15 protein-coding genes are annotated in these 16,312 nt (G+C 39.0%); 1 reads left to right on the forward strand and 14 read right to left on the reverse strand.

The genetic code is table 11. The annotated features are described in order from the left end of the window. Positions 1-29: 29 nt before the first annotated feature. From M2470_RS06515 to M2470_RS06545, 7 genes are all read right to left on the reverse strand, one after another. Positions 30-2,492 (reverse strand): hypothetical protein, encoded by a 2,463-nt coding sequence (locus tag M2470_RS06515; RefSeq protein WP_280744239.1) that lies wholly within the window; start codon positions 2,490-2,492, stop codon positions 30-32. 11 nt (positions 2,493-2,503) lie between these two features. Then, positions 2,504-3,316 (reverse strand): hypothetical protein, encoded by an 813-nt coding sequence (locus tag M2470_RS06520; RefSeq protein ID WP_280744240.1) that lies wholly within the window; start codon positions 3,314-3,316, stop codon positions 2,504-2,506. A gap of 255 nt (positions 3,317-3,571) precedes the next feature. Then, the gene (locus M2470_RS06525) at positions 3,572-3,874 is read right to left on the reverse strand and encodes a hypothetical protein (RefSeq protein ID WP_280744241.1); all 303 of its coding nucleotides are present in this window, start codon (positions 3,872-3,874) and stop codon (positions 3,572-3,574) included. Between the two features lie 91 nt (positions 3,875-3,965). After that, on the reverse strand, positions 3,966-4,628 hold the full coding sequence (locus M2470_RS06530; RefSeq protein WP_280744242.1) for a KilA-N domain-containing protein: 663 nt from the start codon (positions 4,626-4,628) through the stop codon (positions 3,966-3,968). Positions 4,629-4,795: 167 nt separating this feature from the next. Further along, entirely contained in the window at positions 4,796-5,326 is a 531-nt protein-coding gene (locus tag M2470_RS06535; protein ID WP_348524616.1) for an antA/AntB antirepressor family protein, read from the reverse strand. Then, positions 5,326-6,084 (reverse strand): KilA-N domain-containing protein, encoded by a 759-nt coding sequence (locus M2470_RS06540; RefSeq protein ID WP_280744243.1) that lies wholly within the window; start codon positions 6,082-6,084, stop codon positions 5,326-5,328. The genes M2470_RS06535 and M2470_RS06540 overlap by 1 nt, the downstream gene beginning before the upstream one ends. 511 nt (positions 6,085-6,595) lie before the next feature. After that, on the reverse strand, positions 6,596-6,877 hold the full coding sequence (locus M2470_RS06545; protein ID WP_280744244.1) for a hypothetical protein: 282 nt from the start codon (positions 6,875-6,877) through the stop codon (positions 6,596-6,598). A gap of 172 nt (positions 6,878-7,049) precedes the next feature. Here M2470_RS06545 and M2470_RS06550 point away from each other — a divergent pair, with 172 nt between their 5' ends. Beyond that, the gene (locus M2470_RS06550) at positions 7,050-7,343 is read left to right on the forward strand and encodes a helix-turn-helix transcriptional regulator (protein ID WP_280744245.1); all 294 of its coding nucleotides are present in this window, start codon (positions 7,050-7,052) and stop codon (positions 7,341-7,343) included. Between the two features lie 537 nt (positions 7,344-7,880). On the opposite strand, the gene M2470_RS06555 is transcribed toward M2470_RS06550, so the two are convergent. From M2470_RS06555 to M2470_RS06585, 7 genes are all read right to left on the reverse strand, one after another. Beyond that, positions 7,881-8,315, reverse strand: a complete 435-nt coding sequence (locus tag M2470_RS06555) for a hypothetical protein (RefSeq protein ID WP_280744246.1) — start codon at positions 8,313-8,315, stop codon at positions 7,881-7,883. A 133-nt stretch (positions 8,316-8,448) separates the two neighbouring features. Beyond that, entirely contained in the window at positions 8,449-10,524 is a 2,076-nt protein-coding gene (locus tag M2470_RS06560) for a hypothetical protein (protein WP_280744247.1), read from the reverse strand. Continuing rightward, entirely contained in the window at positions 10,521-13,622 is a 3,102-nt protein-coding gene (locus M2470_RS06565) for a hypothetical protein (protein WP_280744248.1), read from the reverse strand. Before M2470_RS06565 ends, M2470_RS06560 begins: the two co-directional genes overlap by 4 nt. Position 13,623: 1 nt before the next feature. Then, on the reverse strand, positions 13,624-14,283 hold the full coding sequence (locus M2470_RS06570; protein WP_280744249.1) for a hypothetical protein: 660 nt from the start codon (positions 14,281-14,283) through the stop codon (positions 13,624-13,626). A 102-nt stretch (positions 14,284-14,385) separates the two neighbouring features. Further along, a complete protein-coding gene (locus M2470_RS06575; protein ID WP_280744250.1) occupies positions 14,386-14,916 on the reverse strand; it encodes a hypothetical protein in 531 nt (176 codons plus the stop codon). A 112-nt stretch (positions 14,917-15,028) separates the two neighbouring features. Next, positions 15,029-15,250: a hypothetical protein gene (locus tag M2470_RS06580; protein WP_280744251.1), complete on the reverse strand. Its 222-nt coding sequence runs from the start codon at positions 15,248-15,250 to the stop codon at positions 15,029-15,031. Positions 15,251-15,261: 11 nt separating this feature from the next. After that, positions 15,262-16,311, reverse strand: a complete 1,050-nt coding sequence (locus tag M2470_RS06585; protein ID WP_280744252.1) for a hypothetical protein — start codon at positions 16,309-16,311, stop codon at positions 15,262-15,264. Position 16,312 lies beyond the last annotated feature (1 nt).

The raw sequence follows: 16,312 nt of genomic DNA on the forward strand, positions 1-16,312 counted from the left end.
TTTCAAAAAACTTCAAATCGTTCCCAAATTTAGCTAATTCCCAATTCTGCATTAAATACGCCATCATCAATAGCCTGTTGATATATGAGAGTTGTTGCATGTCCATCCGTGTCGGTAACCCCGACTTGTTTTACGATAGTATAAACCCCTGCATTCAACAGGGCGTTTGCAATCTCTTCGTATTGAGCGACACCGCCAAATTCCGCCCGAAACGTATTGTCAGACCCGTAATACATATAAGTATTAGGAAATCCGACTTTCACTTTATCATCTCCTATTGTGAGCATTCCCATCTTATACCAATCATTCCCTTTAATGTATTCAAGTAAATTAGCATCATCCGAGCCGTCAGCAGCCATCCCGTAAGAATTGCGAATTATTGCTCTTCGTGCAGGTGAATTATTCCAAATTATTTCAATACCGGGGACTGGACCAACGCCAAGACCAAATACTATTGGGAATGGCTTCCTATATAATAGTTGCCCCATTGTAAGCCCTCCCATACTTGCACCCGACAATATCACAGATTGATGTAAGTTATAAGTAGATTGTAGGTAATTATAGAGTTTTATCACCCTTGTAACAGTTTCACCATTGCCCCAACCGGTATTTCCGGCAAAAGGTTCTTGATAAGAATCCTGAATCTGAATCGAAGCCAAAGTAATACGATGTTCTCGAAACCATTGTAAGGCACTTGCTGTCGGCATAGCACCGTTATTTGTAACATTAGAACTATTTCCAAGAATGAGAATAAACAACCAGTCAGGTGTATTGTCAGTTTGAAATCCATTTGATGTAATCAGTCTACAATTTATCCCTTCCAATTGAAACACTGTATCGGAATACCCGGACGGTTTAGCATCAGCAGGAGATTTAAATACTTTATCAGACAGTAGGGTGTCAAATCCGTAAAATGTATTATAATTTGAATTAGTTGTAAGTTTATCTGGAACGGCATTCCAATCTACAGTTATGTAGCCTGTAACACCACTTCCGTCCCGTTCTGTAAATGATAGGGTTTCCAACGCTCTACCTCTAACTGTTTCCGGCTTTTGCCAGTTTGATTTAAGAATATAACATACTTGATTAGCACTCGCGGAACTGACAAGGGCATTAATATCAGTTACCTTACAGACTGTAATTACGGTATTGCCTCCAACATTTATATTTACGCTTCCAATCGCAAGCCTATCAGCTACTGGTTTGCCGTCAGATGTGATCAATACTAAATCAATAATGAAGTCTTTTATCCATAAATTCTTGCCAAATGTGGTAAGTGAGTGAAATACGCTTTCGTTAGAAGGTATAGATTTCAATGCTAATTCTTGAGAAGCAAGACTATTTATTATTGCTGATTCAATTTGTAGTGGATTAACAGAGTCGTAAGAACTAAAGCAAATATATTTAGTACCTATTGGTGCAACAATTAGTTCTCGACTAATTATATCATTTACACCATTCTTACCTGCATGTTGATTTCCAAGAATAGTCTCATTCGCATCAAGGAATATAGCGGCGTAGTGATTTGCACCTCGCATACAGCCGCTATATAGTAAACTTTCATCATTATAAGCTATCTTTATTGATGTAAATCCAGTAGCATCTATTTGGGTAGTGCCTTCAAATACTTTACCAACATCAGGCGTTAAATCAACCACGGTCGATGGTGTTTTAATTCTTTCAACTGCGTTAAACACAACATCAGCCTGGATAGGTAAATTAGTGCGTTTTAATTCCGATTCCTTTTTTATATTGTCGTTTTTAACATAAAAAGAAACTACCTTATCAGATGGTGTAGTTTGGGTGTCTGCTACTTCTTCAATGCATAAATCATCAGGCATTGGAAGAATATAATTGGAAGAGATATAGACTGTATTAGATGTCGTTTTGAAGGATACCCAGCTTCCATAATTTGAGCCGCCGGAATTTATTGCAGTAATAAATGAAATGAAGTTTTTGTTTGAATCGTATAAACCTACTCTGTAAGCCTGTCCTATTCGTGAGATAATATATTTTTGATTTGCTTTAACAGGAAACATATAAACACAGCCTTGTGATGCGTTATCCGCTAATATGCCAGATGGATTAATATATTTGCCATCAATGCAATATTTTCTTCGTAAAATATTATTCCCATTCTCAAAGGTGGTTTCAATATCATTCAAATCGCGACCTAATTGAACTATTTCATCCTTAGATACTACATCTGTAGGAATTATAGATCCAATATCATTCCATGATGTTCCATCAAATGTCCAGTAGCTCCCAGTATCAATAGCCTTCCAGGTGTCTCCCCTTGATGGATTTTCAATTATCTTGATGTAATACAAGCTGCCCTTCTCTCCTTTAAGAATTATTCCTAATAGTATGTTTTGCAAATAGTATACAATATCTCTAAACAGACTTCCTACGCGTGTCGACGTATTCATTTCTCTCGACATCTCGTTCATTATAGTTACAGCTCGAGATAATAGTTCATTAAAATTAGCCATTCTATTTTTATTTAATTAAATGTATTATCATAAGTTGTATCAAAAACACGATATGATTTACTTGAATATATTCTGTCTTCATCTGGCTGTTCAACATCAAACTTGAATACATATAATGGATAATAGTCTGCAATGTGTTCTATGGTGGGGATTGAAGCCTCGCTTCTCACAGTCTCTACCCCATCTATTGCGATATCTGATAAATTAAATATGTGATTTATTTTATTCCCCACCCATACTGGAACTCCTTGTTTTGTTCCAATAGTTAATATGGATATCTCATATGCATTAGAGGATAATTGATGCGGATAGTATCGCTGGTCTCTGAACATTTCGTTATCTACTGCTTGTTTTTTATCACCCGGATAAAATCCTCCATCTACTCTGAAATTAAATATCTTTCTATCTCCGTTGTTTCCGTAAAAAAATGTATTATACTCGTTGTGCCTATGTGTGTAACTTATAAGAACAGTATTTTCTAATTCCTCTTTTTTGAGAATGAATAATTCAGTAGACGCTTCTTCGTATCCGTTTGTAAGCGTAAATATGTATAATCCTTCCTTATTAATCGAAAAAACCACTTCATATATTCTTTCGCTATCATTCCCAGGCATTATATATATCAATTCTACATTTACTATAGTTTCTATACCATCATAGTTTATATATTTAGCCGAGAAATTAGACGATAACCCTTTGAATTGAATACGGATCTCTTCATTTATAGCGAATTTTTGTATATAACAAACATCTTGTTCGAATGGCGTCTTCCAGTACTCTTTTCTTCCAAGATACAAGCTGCTAAATTTTGAATTCACTATCATGTTTTTTTTTACAAAGCTATCGAGACGAAGATTATCATATATTTTTATTCCAGTTTAGTTTTCTACATGTCGAAAACTTTCTATATGAGCTTAGTCCGTTTATATTGCAAAGCTACCGGAGGTGTGTTTTGGTTTTGATGGTTTTGCGGTTAGTTTTTGGCGGATGTAGTAAAAGTTTTCCCCGCCGACCTTCACAGGGGAGCGAGGAAATACGGATGCCTATTGTGGAAGTTTGCGTCCGTAGATTCGTATGGATTATTTTATACCCATCAATAACCTGTTTGCAGCCGCAATAGCATGAGGAGTTCTATGTAATTCTTTCTTTTCATCCTCAAACAAAACTCTCGCCGCTTCAATTTTCGCCTTAAGTCTAAATTCAGGGAACGCATTACCTATGAGTTCTTCTTCCAGGTATTCAGCTACCGCCTTGAATATAGATTGAAGATAAGGATTGTCCATCGCCGATTCTGGGAATAAAAACTCGCTTGTTTTTACTTCTTCTACTTTTGCCAGTTTGTTGTTTGTATTTACAAAACCGATTTGCTTTCTTGTTGCCATAATTTTTAAATTTATATGATTGTTTTTGTGCTAATTCCGAAAAAGTTGACATAGGTTTCCCCGTGACTGAAAATCAGTTTTTAAAAAAATATTAAGCGATCAGCTCTTTAGGCTGCCACTTCTTTTGCCATAAAGTCCTTAGGTAATCTATCAGGTGGTCGTAAGATTTAATAAACCCATCTCCAACAAGCTGGGCGATCCTTCTTTCAAGTTCAAAAAGTTCCTTCATCTTTGCTTCGTCAGCCTGCTTATTGCGTATGTCTGATTCATGCAGATTGTAAACAATGTAGTTGACAGCCCTTGCTACTCTTTTTATTGATTCGGCTGTCATGTTCTTTTCGACAAGCGTAGCGATAGCACCGGACATTTCTTTGTAAGCGTCTCCAGCTTCATTTCGGAATAGTATTAGTTGGTCGTAAACGAAGCGAAGTACTTTTACTTTGAATGTTGGATTAAGCCACATGGCGAAGTCAATGAATAATAATGGGTGCATCCAAGTGCCAGCATTTGAGCCTCTTGATGCTCTTGATTTTACATAGGCGGAATTTTGCGTATGTAAATTTTCCTCTGATATTAAGGCTTTTATAAACTCTTTCGTGGAATCATTATCAAAGAATTTGGTTATCTCTTTTTGTTGCCCGCTAAAATTATTCCATTGCTTTAGTAATGTCGTGGCATTGAACATTCCGTCTGATGTTCTTTGCAAAACATCAAATTCGCCCATTTTTCTTGTTAAAACCTGATTTGTTTTCATATATTTGTACTGTATTTGTATCCGCTTTAGGTAATCCGTCCAAAGATTAATGCCTATTGCGGATTTGTAATTCAGAAGAGAGGTTCGGTGCCGTCTAAAGCTTGAGCCTCTTTTCCTGTTAATAAATAATTCAACGATCTCATAATCTTTAGTTATATGTTTTCGGATTAAGAAAGCTTCAGTCGACGCTTGTTATTCGGAAAACCGAACGAAAGCGCTTCTCCTTTGTCTACAAATTCAAGGCTTAGCTGACGGAAGTCCATGCGGTCGATGAAATTTATGTCTTTAACCAGTTCTTTCCGCTCTTTTAGAAGACTGCTCAGGGTAGCGTCTATTTCTCGAATGCGATTCGATTTGATAAAACGCCTCTGCGCGCTTTCCTGTGCTTGGCGTAGTTGATTGTTAAAAATCTGCTTAAGCGCTTTCTCGCAGGCAATAAAGTAACGACGAGCCTGTTTCCCCTTAGAGCTTCCTTCGACCATAGATAATTCTTTTGCCATGTCAATAGTAATTTCGTATTCTATCTGGGTCGTCGCTCCAATTTCTCGTTTCATAATTTTATGAAGCGAGACGTAGTCCTGTCCTTCAATAAACCCATACTTCTTGATTCGCTCCTTTATCCAGTCTGCGAATTGTTGTTTGCTTCCAAGAAAATCAGTTTTAAAAAAAATATTAATACAATGGTTGATTGAATTTATTAAATTGAAATTCTCTTATATTTCATCAAAGCATCCTTAACGACATTCGCCGCATTCCGCGCGGAAACCTCACATTGAGCATCTCCATGGCGATCATTCTTTTCAATGTCATCAGATGCCAACGCCTCAGAAAAACTAATTGCCTGCAATTCAAGCATAGGGAGGTTGTCACGGATGCTTTTACTTTTTTCAATACCATATTTTTGCCTTACAACGTTGCTTGTCCCGCCAAATAAAGGTTGGTAGATTGCATTTGTACAATTACGATAGCCTTCTTTTCCGCATCCGTGAGCGGCCAGTATTGATGTGAAAGTATTTCTAATACCCTTTCCTTCCAGGCGTTTTGCTATCCATTTATCTGTTCGTCCCTGTCTTTTGTATCCTCTTATACCTCTGTCAATAGCGAGGTCGGGGTTATTCTCTTCCTCTATGCGCTGGAAGAATACTTCGTTGACGAGGACACCTAAATCTTGATCAAGATATTGCGCATATTCCAACGCTATTTGTTTGTGTCCGTAAGAACCACCTGATTTTCCACGTTTTATTTTTATAAGGTAACTGTCGGTTACCTTTAAAAACTTCGACAGGGCATGGATGAATCCTTTTGTCTGTTCATTTCCCAACCAATGCTTAGGGGCTTTAGACTCAACACTCCCTGCCGCTTTCCACAGGTCGGTAAGGCTTAACATTTCGCCTTCTTTTCCAATATTGCTTAAAATATTGGCGTCATACTTTCTAATCTCATTTTTCTTTGCCATATTTGTACTGTATTTGTATCCGCTTTAGGTCGACTGCCAAGAAGAACCTATTGCGGATTTGTTTTTTAAAGGCGAAAGGCAAAGGGTTTTTGATGTCCTAAGGTGGCAACCTACATCTAAACCCAATGCCTTTCTAAATTTCTTCTCTTCGGTGGTTGCCACACTCCCGATTTGTTATTTCTGATGCAAGTGTAATTAATAGTTTAGTCATATAAAAATCAAATTGTTAACGTTGTTAAAGGTCAAAATGAGCATAATTCACATATTTGCCATTTAACACATTTTTATCATGTTATTTTCTAATAATTAGCATTTGTAAATGAAGATTAACTACGTTCTTTGTTTGCATGCCCAAATCAGATAATAAGATTTAACTTCCTAAATATTCTCTCGTTGTTTTTATCGTTTGTATCACCCATGCTGTGCGCGGTATTGGTCTACCTCTGGCCAGAAAGGCTACCGGCTATTGCGCACGTCAAAGACTACCACTGTAGCAAGAGTGACGCTATAATTAATCTCCTGAATAAACTCCGGTGGAATAAAGGCTTGCCATGAACGCTAACTTTGCTTGATAGCAGGCTTCCTTTTGTTCTTTCGTCAATTCAACTTTTACTTTCGGGCGGTTTTCCCATTCCTTAGCAGCAGCTTGTTTAGCTTCGTACTCAATAGATTCCTTTGCAATATCCCAAGCTCTTTTCAGACACATTGAGAAATTTGAAGCGTATTGCCATTTGCTTCTATGGATCGCCCAGGCTTTCTTCATTATCTCGCTTTTGTTGTATTTTGTTTTCATTGCTTTGTGATATTAATTGTTACTCTTATGATGCAAATGTAACGAATAATATCAAATACGCAATACTGTTATGATATTAAATTTGATATTTAACGTTAATTAATACTTTTCAATGTAACAAATAAGGTCACAATCTATATTTTTGCATAGTAACATATAATATCACAATAATATGCCATTAAGAATAAAAGAGATTGCTAAAATCAAGGGCATTACGATAGGAGAGATTGCCGATAGAATGGATATAAAGAGAGAGAGTTTGAGTAGGGCTATAAATGGAAAGCCTAATCTTGAAACCCTTGAAAAAATTGCATCTGCTCTAAATGTTGAATTATGGGAGTTGTTTACAGATTCAACTTCAAAGGATGAATTAACAGCCCTTATAAACCACAAAGGAGAGTTTTATAAGGCGAATACGTTAGAGGAGCTTGAAAAAATAGTAAAAAAAATCAAGGGAAATGAATAGTATGTAATATGGCTATACTACGAATCGAGGAGATAATGAAAGAACTGATAGCTTAACACTGCTCTTCCAGCTTAATGTCCTCCTTCAAATCAATTTGTGCAAGTATTGTTGTCTTCGTTTAAATAGGGGCTAAAGAGTTTGCGATATCATGCTTTACCAAACTACCAGCAGTATTGATATATTCCTTTAGAAGATTCAGTCTGTCTTTTGTGGGTATATCAATTTGTCCATGACAGCCATTTTTTGGGTAGGCAAAAAGGAATACCACCTCCTTCCTGTCTTTCCTTACTAAAAAGAAAAGTCGGAATCCGTCCCTTTTACTTAATTTCAAGTGTGAATTTCCAATCCTAATCTTTTTTATCTTGAAGGTCTCTTCTTCCCATATTGTTGTGCTGAGCTGCACAATGTCCTCATGTTTTAATGACGAAAAAACAGAACAAACATCCTCATTTATTGACGAATACCCGTCTTTTGCTTTCTTGGTTAGTTTGGATATTTGTGTTCTAAATGACTCCGTAGATAGGTAAGTACACACGATTACAGGTCATTTATTTGTTTAGCTAAAGACTTAAAGTCTTCATCATTTTCAAGTTCAATCTTGGAGACTTCAAGGTCGGTAGCTATTTCAGTTAAATCAAGTATGCTACATTTGAACTCCCTGATAACCTCTTTAGAAGAAGAATAAACCGTTTCGTTCTTTCTAAATATCAGATAGGAAGCATTTAACCTTTTAATGACGTCTTGCAATTTAGCCCTGAACTGCAAATAGCCATCCTTATCAACGTTATCAAACCCTTCGTATATGTAATCAGACAAGTCATTAGCCAGCTTTGAGATATTCCTAACCTCGTTTTGAAAGCTTATAACACTGTCAAGAAACCTATTAGCAACCTGCTCAAAGGATTCAATAGATTTTCCAGACTCAACTTGCACATCATTTATCTTTATGACTATTTCTTCTACTACGCTCATATCCACATTATTTATAACAACCTTGTTATAATACAACAGCAAATATATGACAAAAGTCTGTATAATAAATATAAAATATATTTATTATTTATATCACAGGCACAAAGAAGGGTCAAGCCGCCCTTCTTTGTCATTATTCTTTTGCATACAATATCAGTTGCTTTTCAGAATTGAACAATACATTTTGAACGCCGCTTTTTAAATATCCCTGATAATTTTTCTTTTTATACCTAAATTTCACAAGCCCGTTAATATCATCACCAACAGGTAAGACTATCCGTCCGCTTGTGGCAAAATTATAAACAAAAGGCTCAAACAGCTTCCCGAATATCGGTACATCTACATAAATCAGATCAGAAGTATATCCCTGCAAAGTAGCCTCCCTGTAATTCGTTGTACCTTTGAAATATAATTTATTTGTGACAATGCCAAACCTTGTCATATTCGCCAATGCTAGGAAAAATGGGTTTAGTGTGGCATTAAACAATTTTATTCCTCCGGACATAAGGTAAACTGCATCATAAGTGTAATAGTTATTTCCGGGTAATGCGTCCGATTTATAAACAACCAACTCAAAGATATCGTTGTCAGACTTGTTAGAGGCGCTTTCTTTTGATTCCTCTGGCGTTTTCCAGCATAATAGATCAATACCTATCGGGTCTGCCCTGAATGGAGAAATAAGACTTAAAACGTTATCCTTTTGCGTGATATATCCCGTATCATAGCTGAATGTTCCGTTAGTTTCATATCGAGAGTTTAACCCATCATCGTCATAATTTTGCTCTTTGTAGCCTATTTCAACAGATGTGTATAAATGATCCTGATCCGCCTCGATAATTAGATCGCTTACTTCGCTCTCAGACAGTTCCAGCACAACGTCACTTTTGTACATTTGTCCTCTCGGCTTGAAAACTACTTCGTTATCCTGATACTCCCTTTCGTATCCCTTTACTCCCATCCAATCTTTGAAATCATCAAATGATATATGCATAGTTGCATTGTCGAGCTGCCGGATTGATTCAGCCGCTATCAGTTTGCTTTCGGATTGGCTTATTGAATCGTTAAGCCATTCTATTCTCCCTGAGAAATCACGTCCGTTAGTCATAAGGGCTACCAGCTTATTCAAGAGGGCTTCAGGATCAATCACGTCTATTGTTCTCGAAATTCCTTTAGCCCAAAATGTTAGTTCCATATCCTGGAAAGAGTCTATAGTCAGCTGGTACGGATTGGATGTATTGTGGTGGTATGATACGACTAGAGATAATGTGTCTGATTCATTAAGTTCTATTTCTTCATTGCAATCCACGGTAACATCTTGAATGTCTTCAACAGTATGTACATAGAACGGCCATTCCTTAATTACAGTTTCGCCATTTTTACATAATAAAAGTTTTGCCGGATCGTACCCCTTTCTATTGATCGTAAACCTTGTTATAAATGATAGGTTCACGGTTACATGATTGTCCGCCTTGAAAAAATGTAGTAAAATCTTCTCCCCTTCCTTGTTTAATCCTCCAACTTCACTAGAAGATTTATCTTGTGTTCTAAATTCATGTTTTACATTCTCCAGCACATTTGACCCGCTTAGGTATATGTATGGGTAAAACCATTCCGCCCCTACCCATCCCGTTACATTTTCTTCCATCGCCACCGGAACCCACTTTACTGACTGACGTAAATTCATCCGGTTGTACTGCCATTTCTTGCTTTCCGCAATCTCTGACACAGGAATATCATACTTTGTCTTACCGGCACTCTTGATATACGAATTAAGATCGCTGTTTTCTGCTTCGATCGTTACCCGGTTGTCGTCTATCTTGATAGTGCTAAAGTCAAGGCTGAATGTACGAATTAGCGTATATTGGTTTACCTTTACCTTATCACGAAGGTAGATTCTAAGCTGACAGTAGGCGTTTTGACGGTATGTTTCGTATAGTTCCTTTAGGAAGTCCTTCGCCTCTAAAACAAAACCTCCGCTTATCATGCCGGTTTCTACCTCTATGCCGGAAAGCCCGTCACGGTCAAACGACACCTCGAAACCTTCCCCTGTTTCCACGAGGTCGGTAACATCCAGTTCACGGGTGTCTAATTCTTCCGATTCCCGCTTCCTGTACCCGAAATTTATAAGGGCTATCTTCACTTTTGGCGGAAATACCTTCTGCTTAATGTGATTAGGTATTCTCTTTTCTAATATGTCTGCTGTTTTCACGATAGTTTATTTTTATTTCTGTTTGAAAGATTGCTGATAGCGGAAGAGTAGATAGTGTTTTGTCTGATCCTGTTAATACTAACAGTCATCCGGTCTATCTTCTTCCCCACTTCCTTCTGCTCATTTATCATCCCCTTCATGTCTATGCTTGCGCTAATCGGCTTCTCTTCCTTCCTTTCCGGTATCCGCGCGTTCTCTTTTGCGAGATACGAAGTCATGTCTGGGAACACTTCCGTTCCCCTTGGCATATTGACGAGCGTCGGATAGTCAGGAGTGATGAATCTTTCTCCGGTTGGGAGTATGGCTACTTCAGGGCGCCCACCATCACCGACTATTGCCAGGCCTCCGGGGTGTTTAGGTGTTCCTGTTCCTTCTGCGTATTCAGGTATCTTCTGTGCGGCTATAGTAGCTATTTGCGCCGCTCCCAGTGCGCTTGTTATTGCCACTAGTGCAAGGTTTGGAAGTGCTGCTGTAACTCCCCTTGCTGTATAAATTGCTGCCTGCACAATAGAGTTTGCCTTCTCCCATCGGGCTTGTTTGAGTTGCATTTCCCTTTTTTTAGCCTCGATCTCTTCTTCACGAGCCTGGGCTTGCTGTTCTATGTATGCTTTCTGTGCATCGGCATGCGCTGCCGAGATAACACCAGCTTGCTCTTTCTCTTCGATACGGCTTATCTCGTTATCACGCCATTCCTGGTTTATATCGGACTCCTTACTAAGAACGTCTAATTGGTGGCTGAAACGGTTGTTTATAGCGTCAAAAACTATGTCGCTCGCTTCGTTTGTGTAATGTATTATCTTCCTTGCGAGTTCTTTTGCGCTCATCTCTCGTTTTTTGGCAGCCGCATCAGAGGCTTTTGCCACATCTTCATACCCTTTGATTGCGACTGCACTTGCTTCTTTGGCATACGCAGCACGCACAGCAGCTATCTTCTTCTCTATCTTCTCAATTTCTTCATCCAACAGTCCGGATATTTCCAGAATATCTTCGAGCCTGGCAAGTTCGGCTTCCATGCGTAGATTAGCGTATTTTTCTATAATGGAAAGTTTGCGCTTTTCGTACACTTCTTTCTCGAAAGCATCGTTTGCGTATTGTTCAGCGAGTCTTTCTAGCGCATCCTGCTCTTTCTGTGCCATAGAGGACAGCCTTTCCTCGTGAGCATCATTGATTACACTTTGTTGTTGTTCAACATAATCCTTCGTAATATCAAGCTGCATTTTTTCAGACTCTTGCTGGAGTTTCAAAAGCTCTGCCACCTCTTTGTCCTTTATAAGCGCTCTTTGCGAAGAAGTCAGCTTGTCGTTTGAAAGCTGGAATTTAGCGGACTGGCTTATTGATTCCATTTGCTTTTCAACGAAGGAATTTAAAGCGGCCGTCCGTTCATCGAAAGTCTTTTTGTTATCTTGAAGGACGAGCTTGTTTGCCTCCGCTTCCTGGTTGATTCTGAATAACGCTAAGTCTTGGTAAGCTTTCTTTTCGGATTCAGCCAATCTCTCCCTCTCTTTCTCAATTTTTTCTGCTGCTTTTTTAGATGCTAATTCTTCCGATTTAGTATCATTCTTTCCAAAATCACTTCCAAGAAGATCGGTCACGTTTATTTTAGAAATGAACGTCTCTGCAGTTTCTGATAGATTTTTCATTTTATCGTCCAGCGCTCCAATTTTAGCCTCAAATACTCTAAACGTTTCGCTTCCCCTTATTGTCCTTGAGATGGCTTCTTCCAATTCTATCTTTTTAATCTCAAGCTCCGCCATTTGCTTATATATATTCTCTACGACAGCGGAGTACGCCTTCGCCTTGGCAGTTGCCAATATGGATTTTGTCAAATCTTCATACGCCGCCTGGGATTTTCCAGCGAGTATTTCCTCTTGTGTGAAATTATTAAATACAGATGGGTATTGTTTTATTAGTTCATCCGCTGCTTTTTTTCTCTCCTCTAAACTTTTATTCAAGTCTTGAGTAGCGCTATATAAAATTTTTAATTGCACGGTTTCTTTTGAGTAGTTTTCGAGTGCCTCTAATTCGGCTTGATTTATTAAATCTCTTTCATTTTTCCACTCTTTGAATGCTTTTATGGCAAGCATTATCCCTCCAGCAACAAGACCTACTATTGCAAATTGAAGTGCTGATGCTATTCTTGATGTAACCCCAAGAGATTTTACCAACTGATCGTTTACCTTTATCCATGCCCCCTTCAACGGAGTAAGCTGCTGTACTCTTCCAACTATCGCCCCGATCCTCGGGTCGACAAGGCGAAGAGTTGTTGTCAGGTCTTTAACGGCTAAATCGTAATTCCCGACTTGTAGCTGATGTTTCCCTGTGGCCTTTTGGAGTTCATTCATCTTTCCGTATAGGGCTTGTGCGTGAGATTCTAATTCTTGCTTTGATTTTCCGTTAAGCTTTTCAGCATCGCTCATTCCATTGGTTGCTATTTTTAAGCGGGAATATTGAGCAGAAAGATTATCATAGCTACCTATAGAAGTTCTTATGATCTGGTTGTTGTATTTTATAGTATCCCCAAGAGTTTTGATTGATGCTTTTTGGTCTTGCTCTTTATCTATAAGAAGAGCCTTCCTCTCTATGTACTGATCGTATGTAACAGACTGTGCTTTATATTCTTTGTCAAGCGATTTTATTGAGTTTTGTGTTCCTTTTAATTCTTGCTGAAGGGCAACATATTGCCTCTGTTGTTCTTCAATCTTTTTTGTGGCTTCATCGTATGCCTTCTTTGAAAGATCCATCAAGGTTTTCTCTTCCATTCGAGCCGAAGTAGTCTGCTCTAAATTCTTACGGAAATTCTCAGTAGCTTTCGCTTCCGCGCTCGTGGATTCAATTACTTTACGCGTTACCTTATCCTTCTCGTCCATGACCGACAAGTGCTCTTTTTGAGCCGTCAGTATCTTATTTTCAATTCCATTGTAAGCCGTTATTGCAGCTGCGAGCTCCTTGTATGTGATAGCCTGGTTTTTAAGAACAGAATTTAAACTACCAGCCTCTTTTAGTACGGAGTTCATTTTCACTTGTGCTTCGGCAAGTTTTTCGTCTAACTTGCTGAGTTCCGTTATCGCTGATTGTGGTACTAAATCATTTGTATCCATTTTATTTAATTTCTAAGGATTTGTTAAACTGTTTCACATACGCCGCATATTCTGACAGCGTGATAGTCATTCTATTAATATGGAAGCCTGAAAACTTCGATACCAAAGCAATCTGTTCGTTGTAATCCTGAACGGTAACCTTTCCAGACTCCTCTTCTTTGGATGTGTTTTCCAACCGGGATAACTCTTCTTTCAAAGAAACAGACTTACTCCTGGCCTTGCTGTCTATCAGTTTTAATAGCTTCGCCTTCTCCGCATCCGTTTTAGGCTCTTTCGCTTTAATCCCGAATCTAGAAAGCACCTCAAGACATGAATAATCACCAACGGAAATTAGCGTCATGCATGCACTATAAGCCGTGATCGTATTCCGTAGCATATAGATCTTCCTTATTGAGTTATTTACCGAGCTTGCGCGCCCATTCCCGCACAGGGCTGAAAATTCAGCCGTGAGAATTGATAGGCTTTCTTTTAGCGCCTCTTCGGTCGGATTTCCACTAACTACCAGCCCCTTTAAATTGCCATCACAGACCGCATCTATGTAAGCGTAGAGAGGACATGTATTAATGCTGTGTATAGCAAATGAACTCGATAGGATTTCCAGGTCTTCCCGCTTTTTCCCAGCAGCTTTTCTTTTCGTGATATTTTTTACCTTCATATTCATAAATAATAACGTCTGTTTTTTCTGAATTTGACTCTATAATTGCAGTTCTGCGCACATCAACAGATGCCTTTAGCTTTACTTTTCCACATCCACATCCCATAATTATCCGTATTTTTGAATTATTCCACTTAGTCTCCTTGCGAACTCAGGAGCTATGTAATTATTGAAAAAGAACACCTTTGATTCAGGGCTGATTCCGAACACCTTGTCGTTATATTTATGCGAAATATCAGGTGTATCTATGTAGGTAGAACTGATATTGTAAGTCCTCCCGGATACGTTTATAAACATGTTCCCCTGAAACGGACCGGTAACAATCAAGTTCGGGGTGTTCTTTGGCTTGTTTGGATATATTGAAGGGTTCTGAATCCTTGCATTGTGCTGTGATTCCAGCTTAGACTTCATATCAGCGTACGCTTTAGCCGCTTCCGGAGTCTTAAAATGAGGGTCGCTCAAATAGTCAGGCGAAAGTAAATCTCCGTCCGTATTCCGACCTAAAAGCATCTGGTCTCGATTGAGAGAAAGAAGTGTATCCTGGTTATCTGCCGCTACCTTGGAAGCGATATCGTATATCCCAGCACACTCTTTCCGAAACGCCTCAAATCTGTCTATCATCCCCCTGATTGATATCATAATGCCAATATTTTACGCCAATAATGATAGTGCCACACCGTACATGTAAATCAAAGTGTCAACAAAAAGGGAGGAAACGCCAGCCCCCTCCCTTTACCAAATTGTTTTCTTTTTACTTCTCCTTCTTCTTTTGCTCTGGAGCCTCTTTCGTTTCAGCCGGAGGCGCAAGAAGATCGTATACTTCTCCCAGCTTACCCGAAAGTAGACCTACATCCAATCCGTTTGCCTTGGCAATCACTTCGGCATTTTCTTTCACGAACGCCTCTTTGCTCTTTGATCCCTTGATAAGGGAATCGCTAATGTCGATAGACTTTAATCCTATTTTTATCTTCATACCGCTTAGAATTAAATTGAAGTAAATTCGTCTACGCCGTCCAATCCAAAGATTCCGCCTTCGTCAAGAGCCAAAGCGTTTCTTACACGATAGTTGGCTGTAGGAGTGAATGTGAGTTCATTCGTCTCAGCATCGTATGTTACAGAGGTTGGCTGCTGTCCACCGTCATTTAAGAACATGGTAGCCGCCCATTGCTCGCCAAAGATTGAGGTGTAGTCTGTTCCTGAGCATGCAGAAACTACCAATGCCTTTCCTGAATCAGAACCTTTTGCCAGTTTTACGCCTACAATCCCTTCTGGTAACTCGTCCAGCTCAAACCCATGCAATGTCTTTAGCTCTTTTTCGTAGTTTGCTGAGTAATACACATCAATATATAAAGCGTATGGGTCATTTCCATTTCCTTCAATTCGGGTGATCTTTATCGTAGCATCAAATCCACGGAACATTTCCGCATCTGATCCTCCAGACTTTCTAATGATTGCAGTCCCGTATATATATCCTTCCTGATCAACACGGAATACTCGAACTTGAAGTTTATCAAGCTCCATCAATTCTTTATACAGGCAATCTCCAGCATCAATCCTATATTTTACACCACGAGGATTTATTCCTACTGGCTTCGGACCCGAAAATCCGACATCAGATGTTTTAGAATCCCCTCCGGAACCTTCGTTGTTAATGATATTCATTATAGGCCACATCTTGTCTACCCCGTTGGATATGATATGAGCCTGAATCTCATCCTTAAATGTGTCCGGGTCTGTAGAATACGTAGCTGATAGCTTTGTAATTATAAGTCCCGCCGTTCCGTCTTCTTTTTTCGGGCAGTTATCGCGCCCTGTGCGGGCGTTTCTTGCCGAGCAATCTGCTATAACAGTTCCCAGCGCCATTGCTACGTTAATGCTTCCTCCGGCGAACATACCAGCTAAATCTCCAGTCAAATAACAGAGAGCGGATACAATGAGCAAAATAAGCATGGAAAAACCCATGAACTTAGCTCTGTCCCGGTTACGGCAGCCGATAAGGCCGCCCTTCTTACAATCTTTCAGTATCTTTTTCATT

The sequence above is a fragment of the Parabacteroides sp. PH5-46 genome (genome assembly GCF_029892785.1).
Classification (GTDB): Bacteria; Bacteroidota; Bacteroidia; order Bacteroidales; family Tannerellaceae; genus DFXE01.

Bases quoted from the DNA above. Each gene is read 5' to 3' on its own strand.
- M2470_RS06515 (WP_280744239.1), bottom strand. From the start codon at position 2,492: ATGGCTAATTTTAATGAACTATTATCTCGAGCTGTAACTATAATGAAC.
- M2470_RS06520 (WP_280744240.1), bottom strand. From the start codon at position 3,316: ATGATAGTGAATTCAAAATTTAGCAGCTTGTATCTTGGAAGAAAAGAG.
- M2470_RS06525 (WP_280744241.1), bottom strand. From the start codon at position 3,874: ATGGCAACAAGAAAGCAAATCGGTTTTGTAAATACAAACAACAAACTG.
- M2470_RS06530 (WP_280744242.1), bottom strand. From the start codon at position 4,628: ATGAAAACAAATCAGGTTTTAACAAGAAAAATGGGCGAATTTGATGTT.
- M2470_RS06540 (WP_280744243.1), bottom strand. From the start codon at position 6,084: ATGGCAAAGAAAAATGAGATTAGAAAGTATGACGCCAATATTTTAAGC.
- M2470_RS06545 (WP_280744244.1), bottom strand. From the start codon at position 6,877: ATGAAAACAAAATACAACAAAAGCGAGATAATGAAGAAAGCCTGGGCG.
- M2470_RS06550 (WP_280744245.1), top strand. From the start codon at position 7,050: ATGCCATTAAGAATAAAAGAGATTGCTAAAATCAAGGGCATTACGATA.
- M2470_RS06555 (WP_280744246.1), bottom strand. From the start codon at position 8,315: ATGAGCGTAGTAGAAGAAATAGTCATAAAGATAAATGATGTGCAAGTT.
- M2470_RS06565 (WP_280744248.1), bottom strand. From the start codon at position 13,622: ATGGATACAAATGATTTAGTACCACAATCAGCGATAACGGAACTCAGC.
- M2470_RS06570 (WP_280744249.1), bottom strand. From the start codon at position 14,283: ATGAATATGAAGGTAAAAAATATCACGAAAAGAAAAGCTGCTGGGAAA.
- M2470_RS06575 (WP_280744250.1), bottom strand. From the start codon at position 14,916: ATGATATCAATCAGGGGGATGATAGACAGATTTGAGGCGTTTCGGAAA.
- M2470_RS06580 (WP_280744251.1), bottom strand. From the start codon at position 15,250: ATGAAGATAAAAATAGGATTAAAGTCTATCGACATTAGCGATTCCCTT.
- M2470_RS06585 (WP_280744252.1), bottom strand. From the start codon at position 16,311: ATGAAAAAGATACTGAAAGATTGTAAGAAGGGCGGCCTTATCGGCTGC.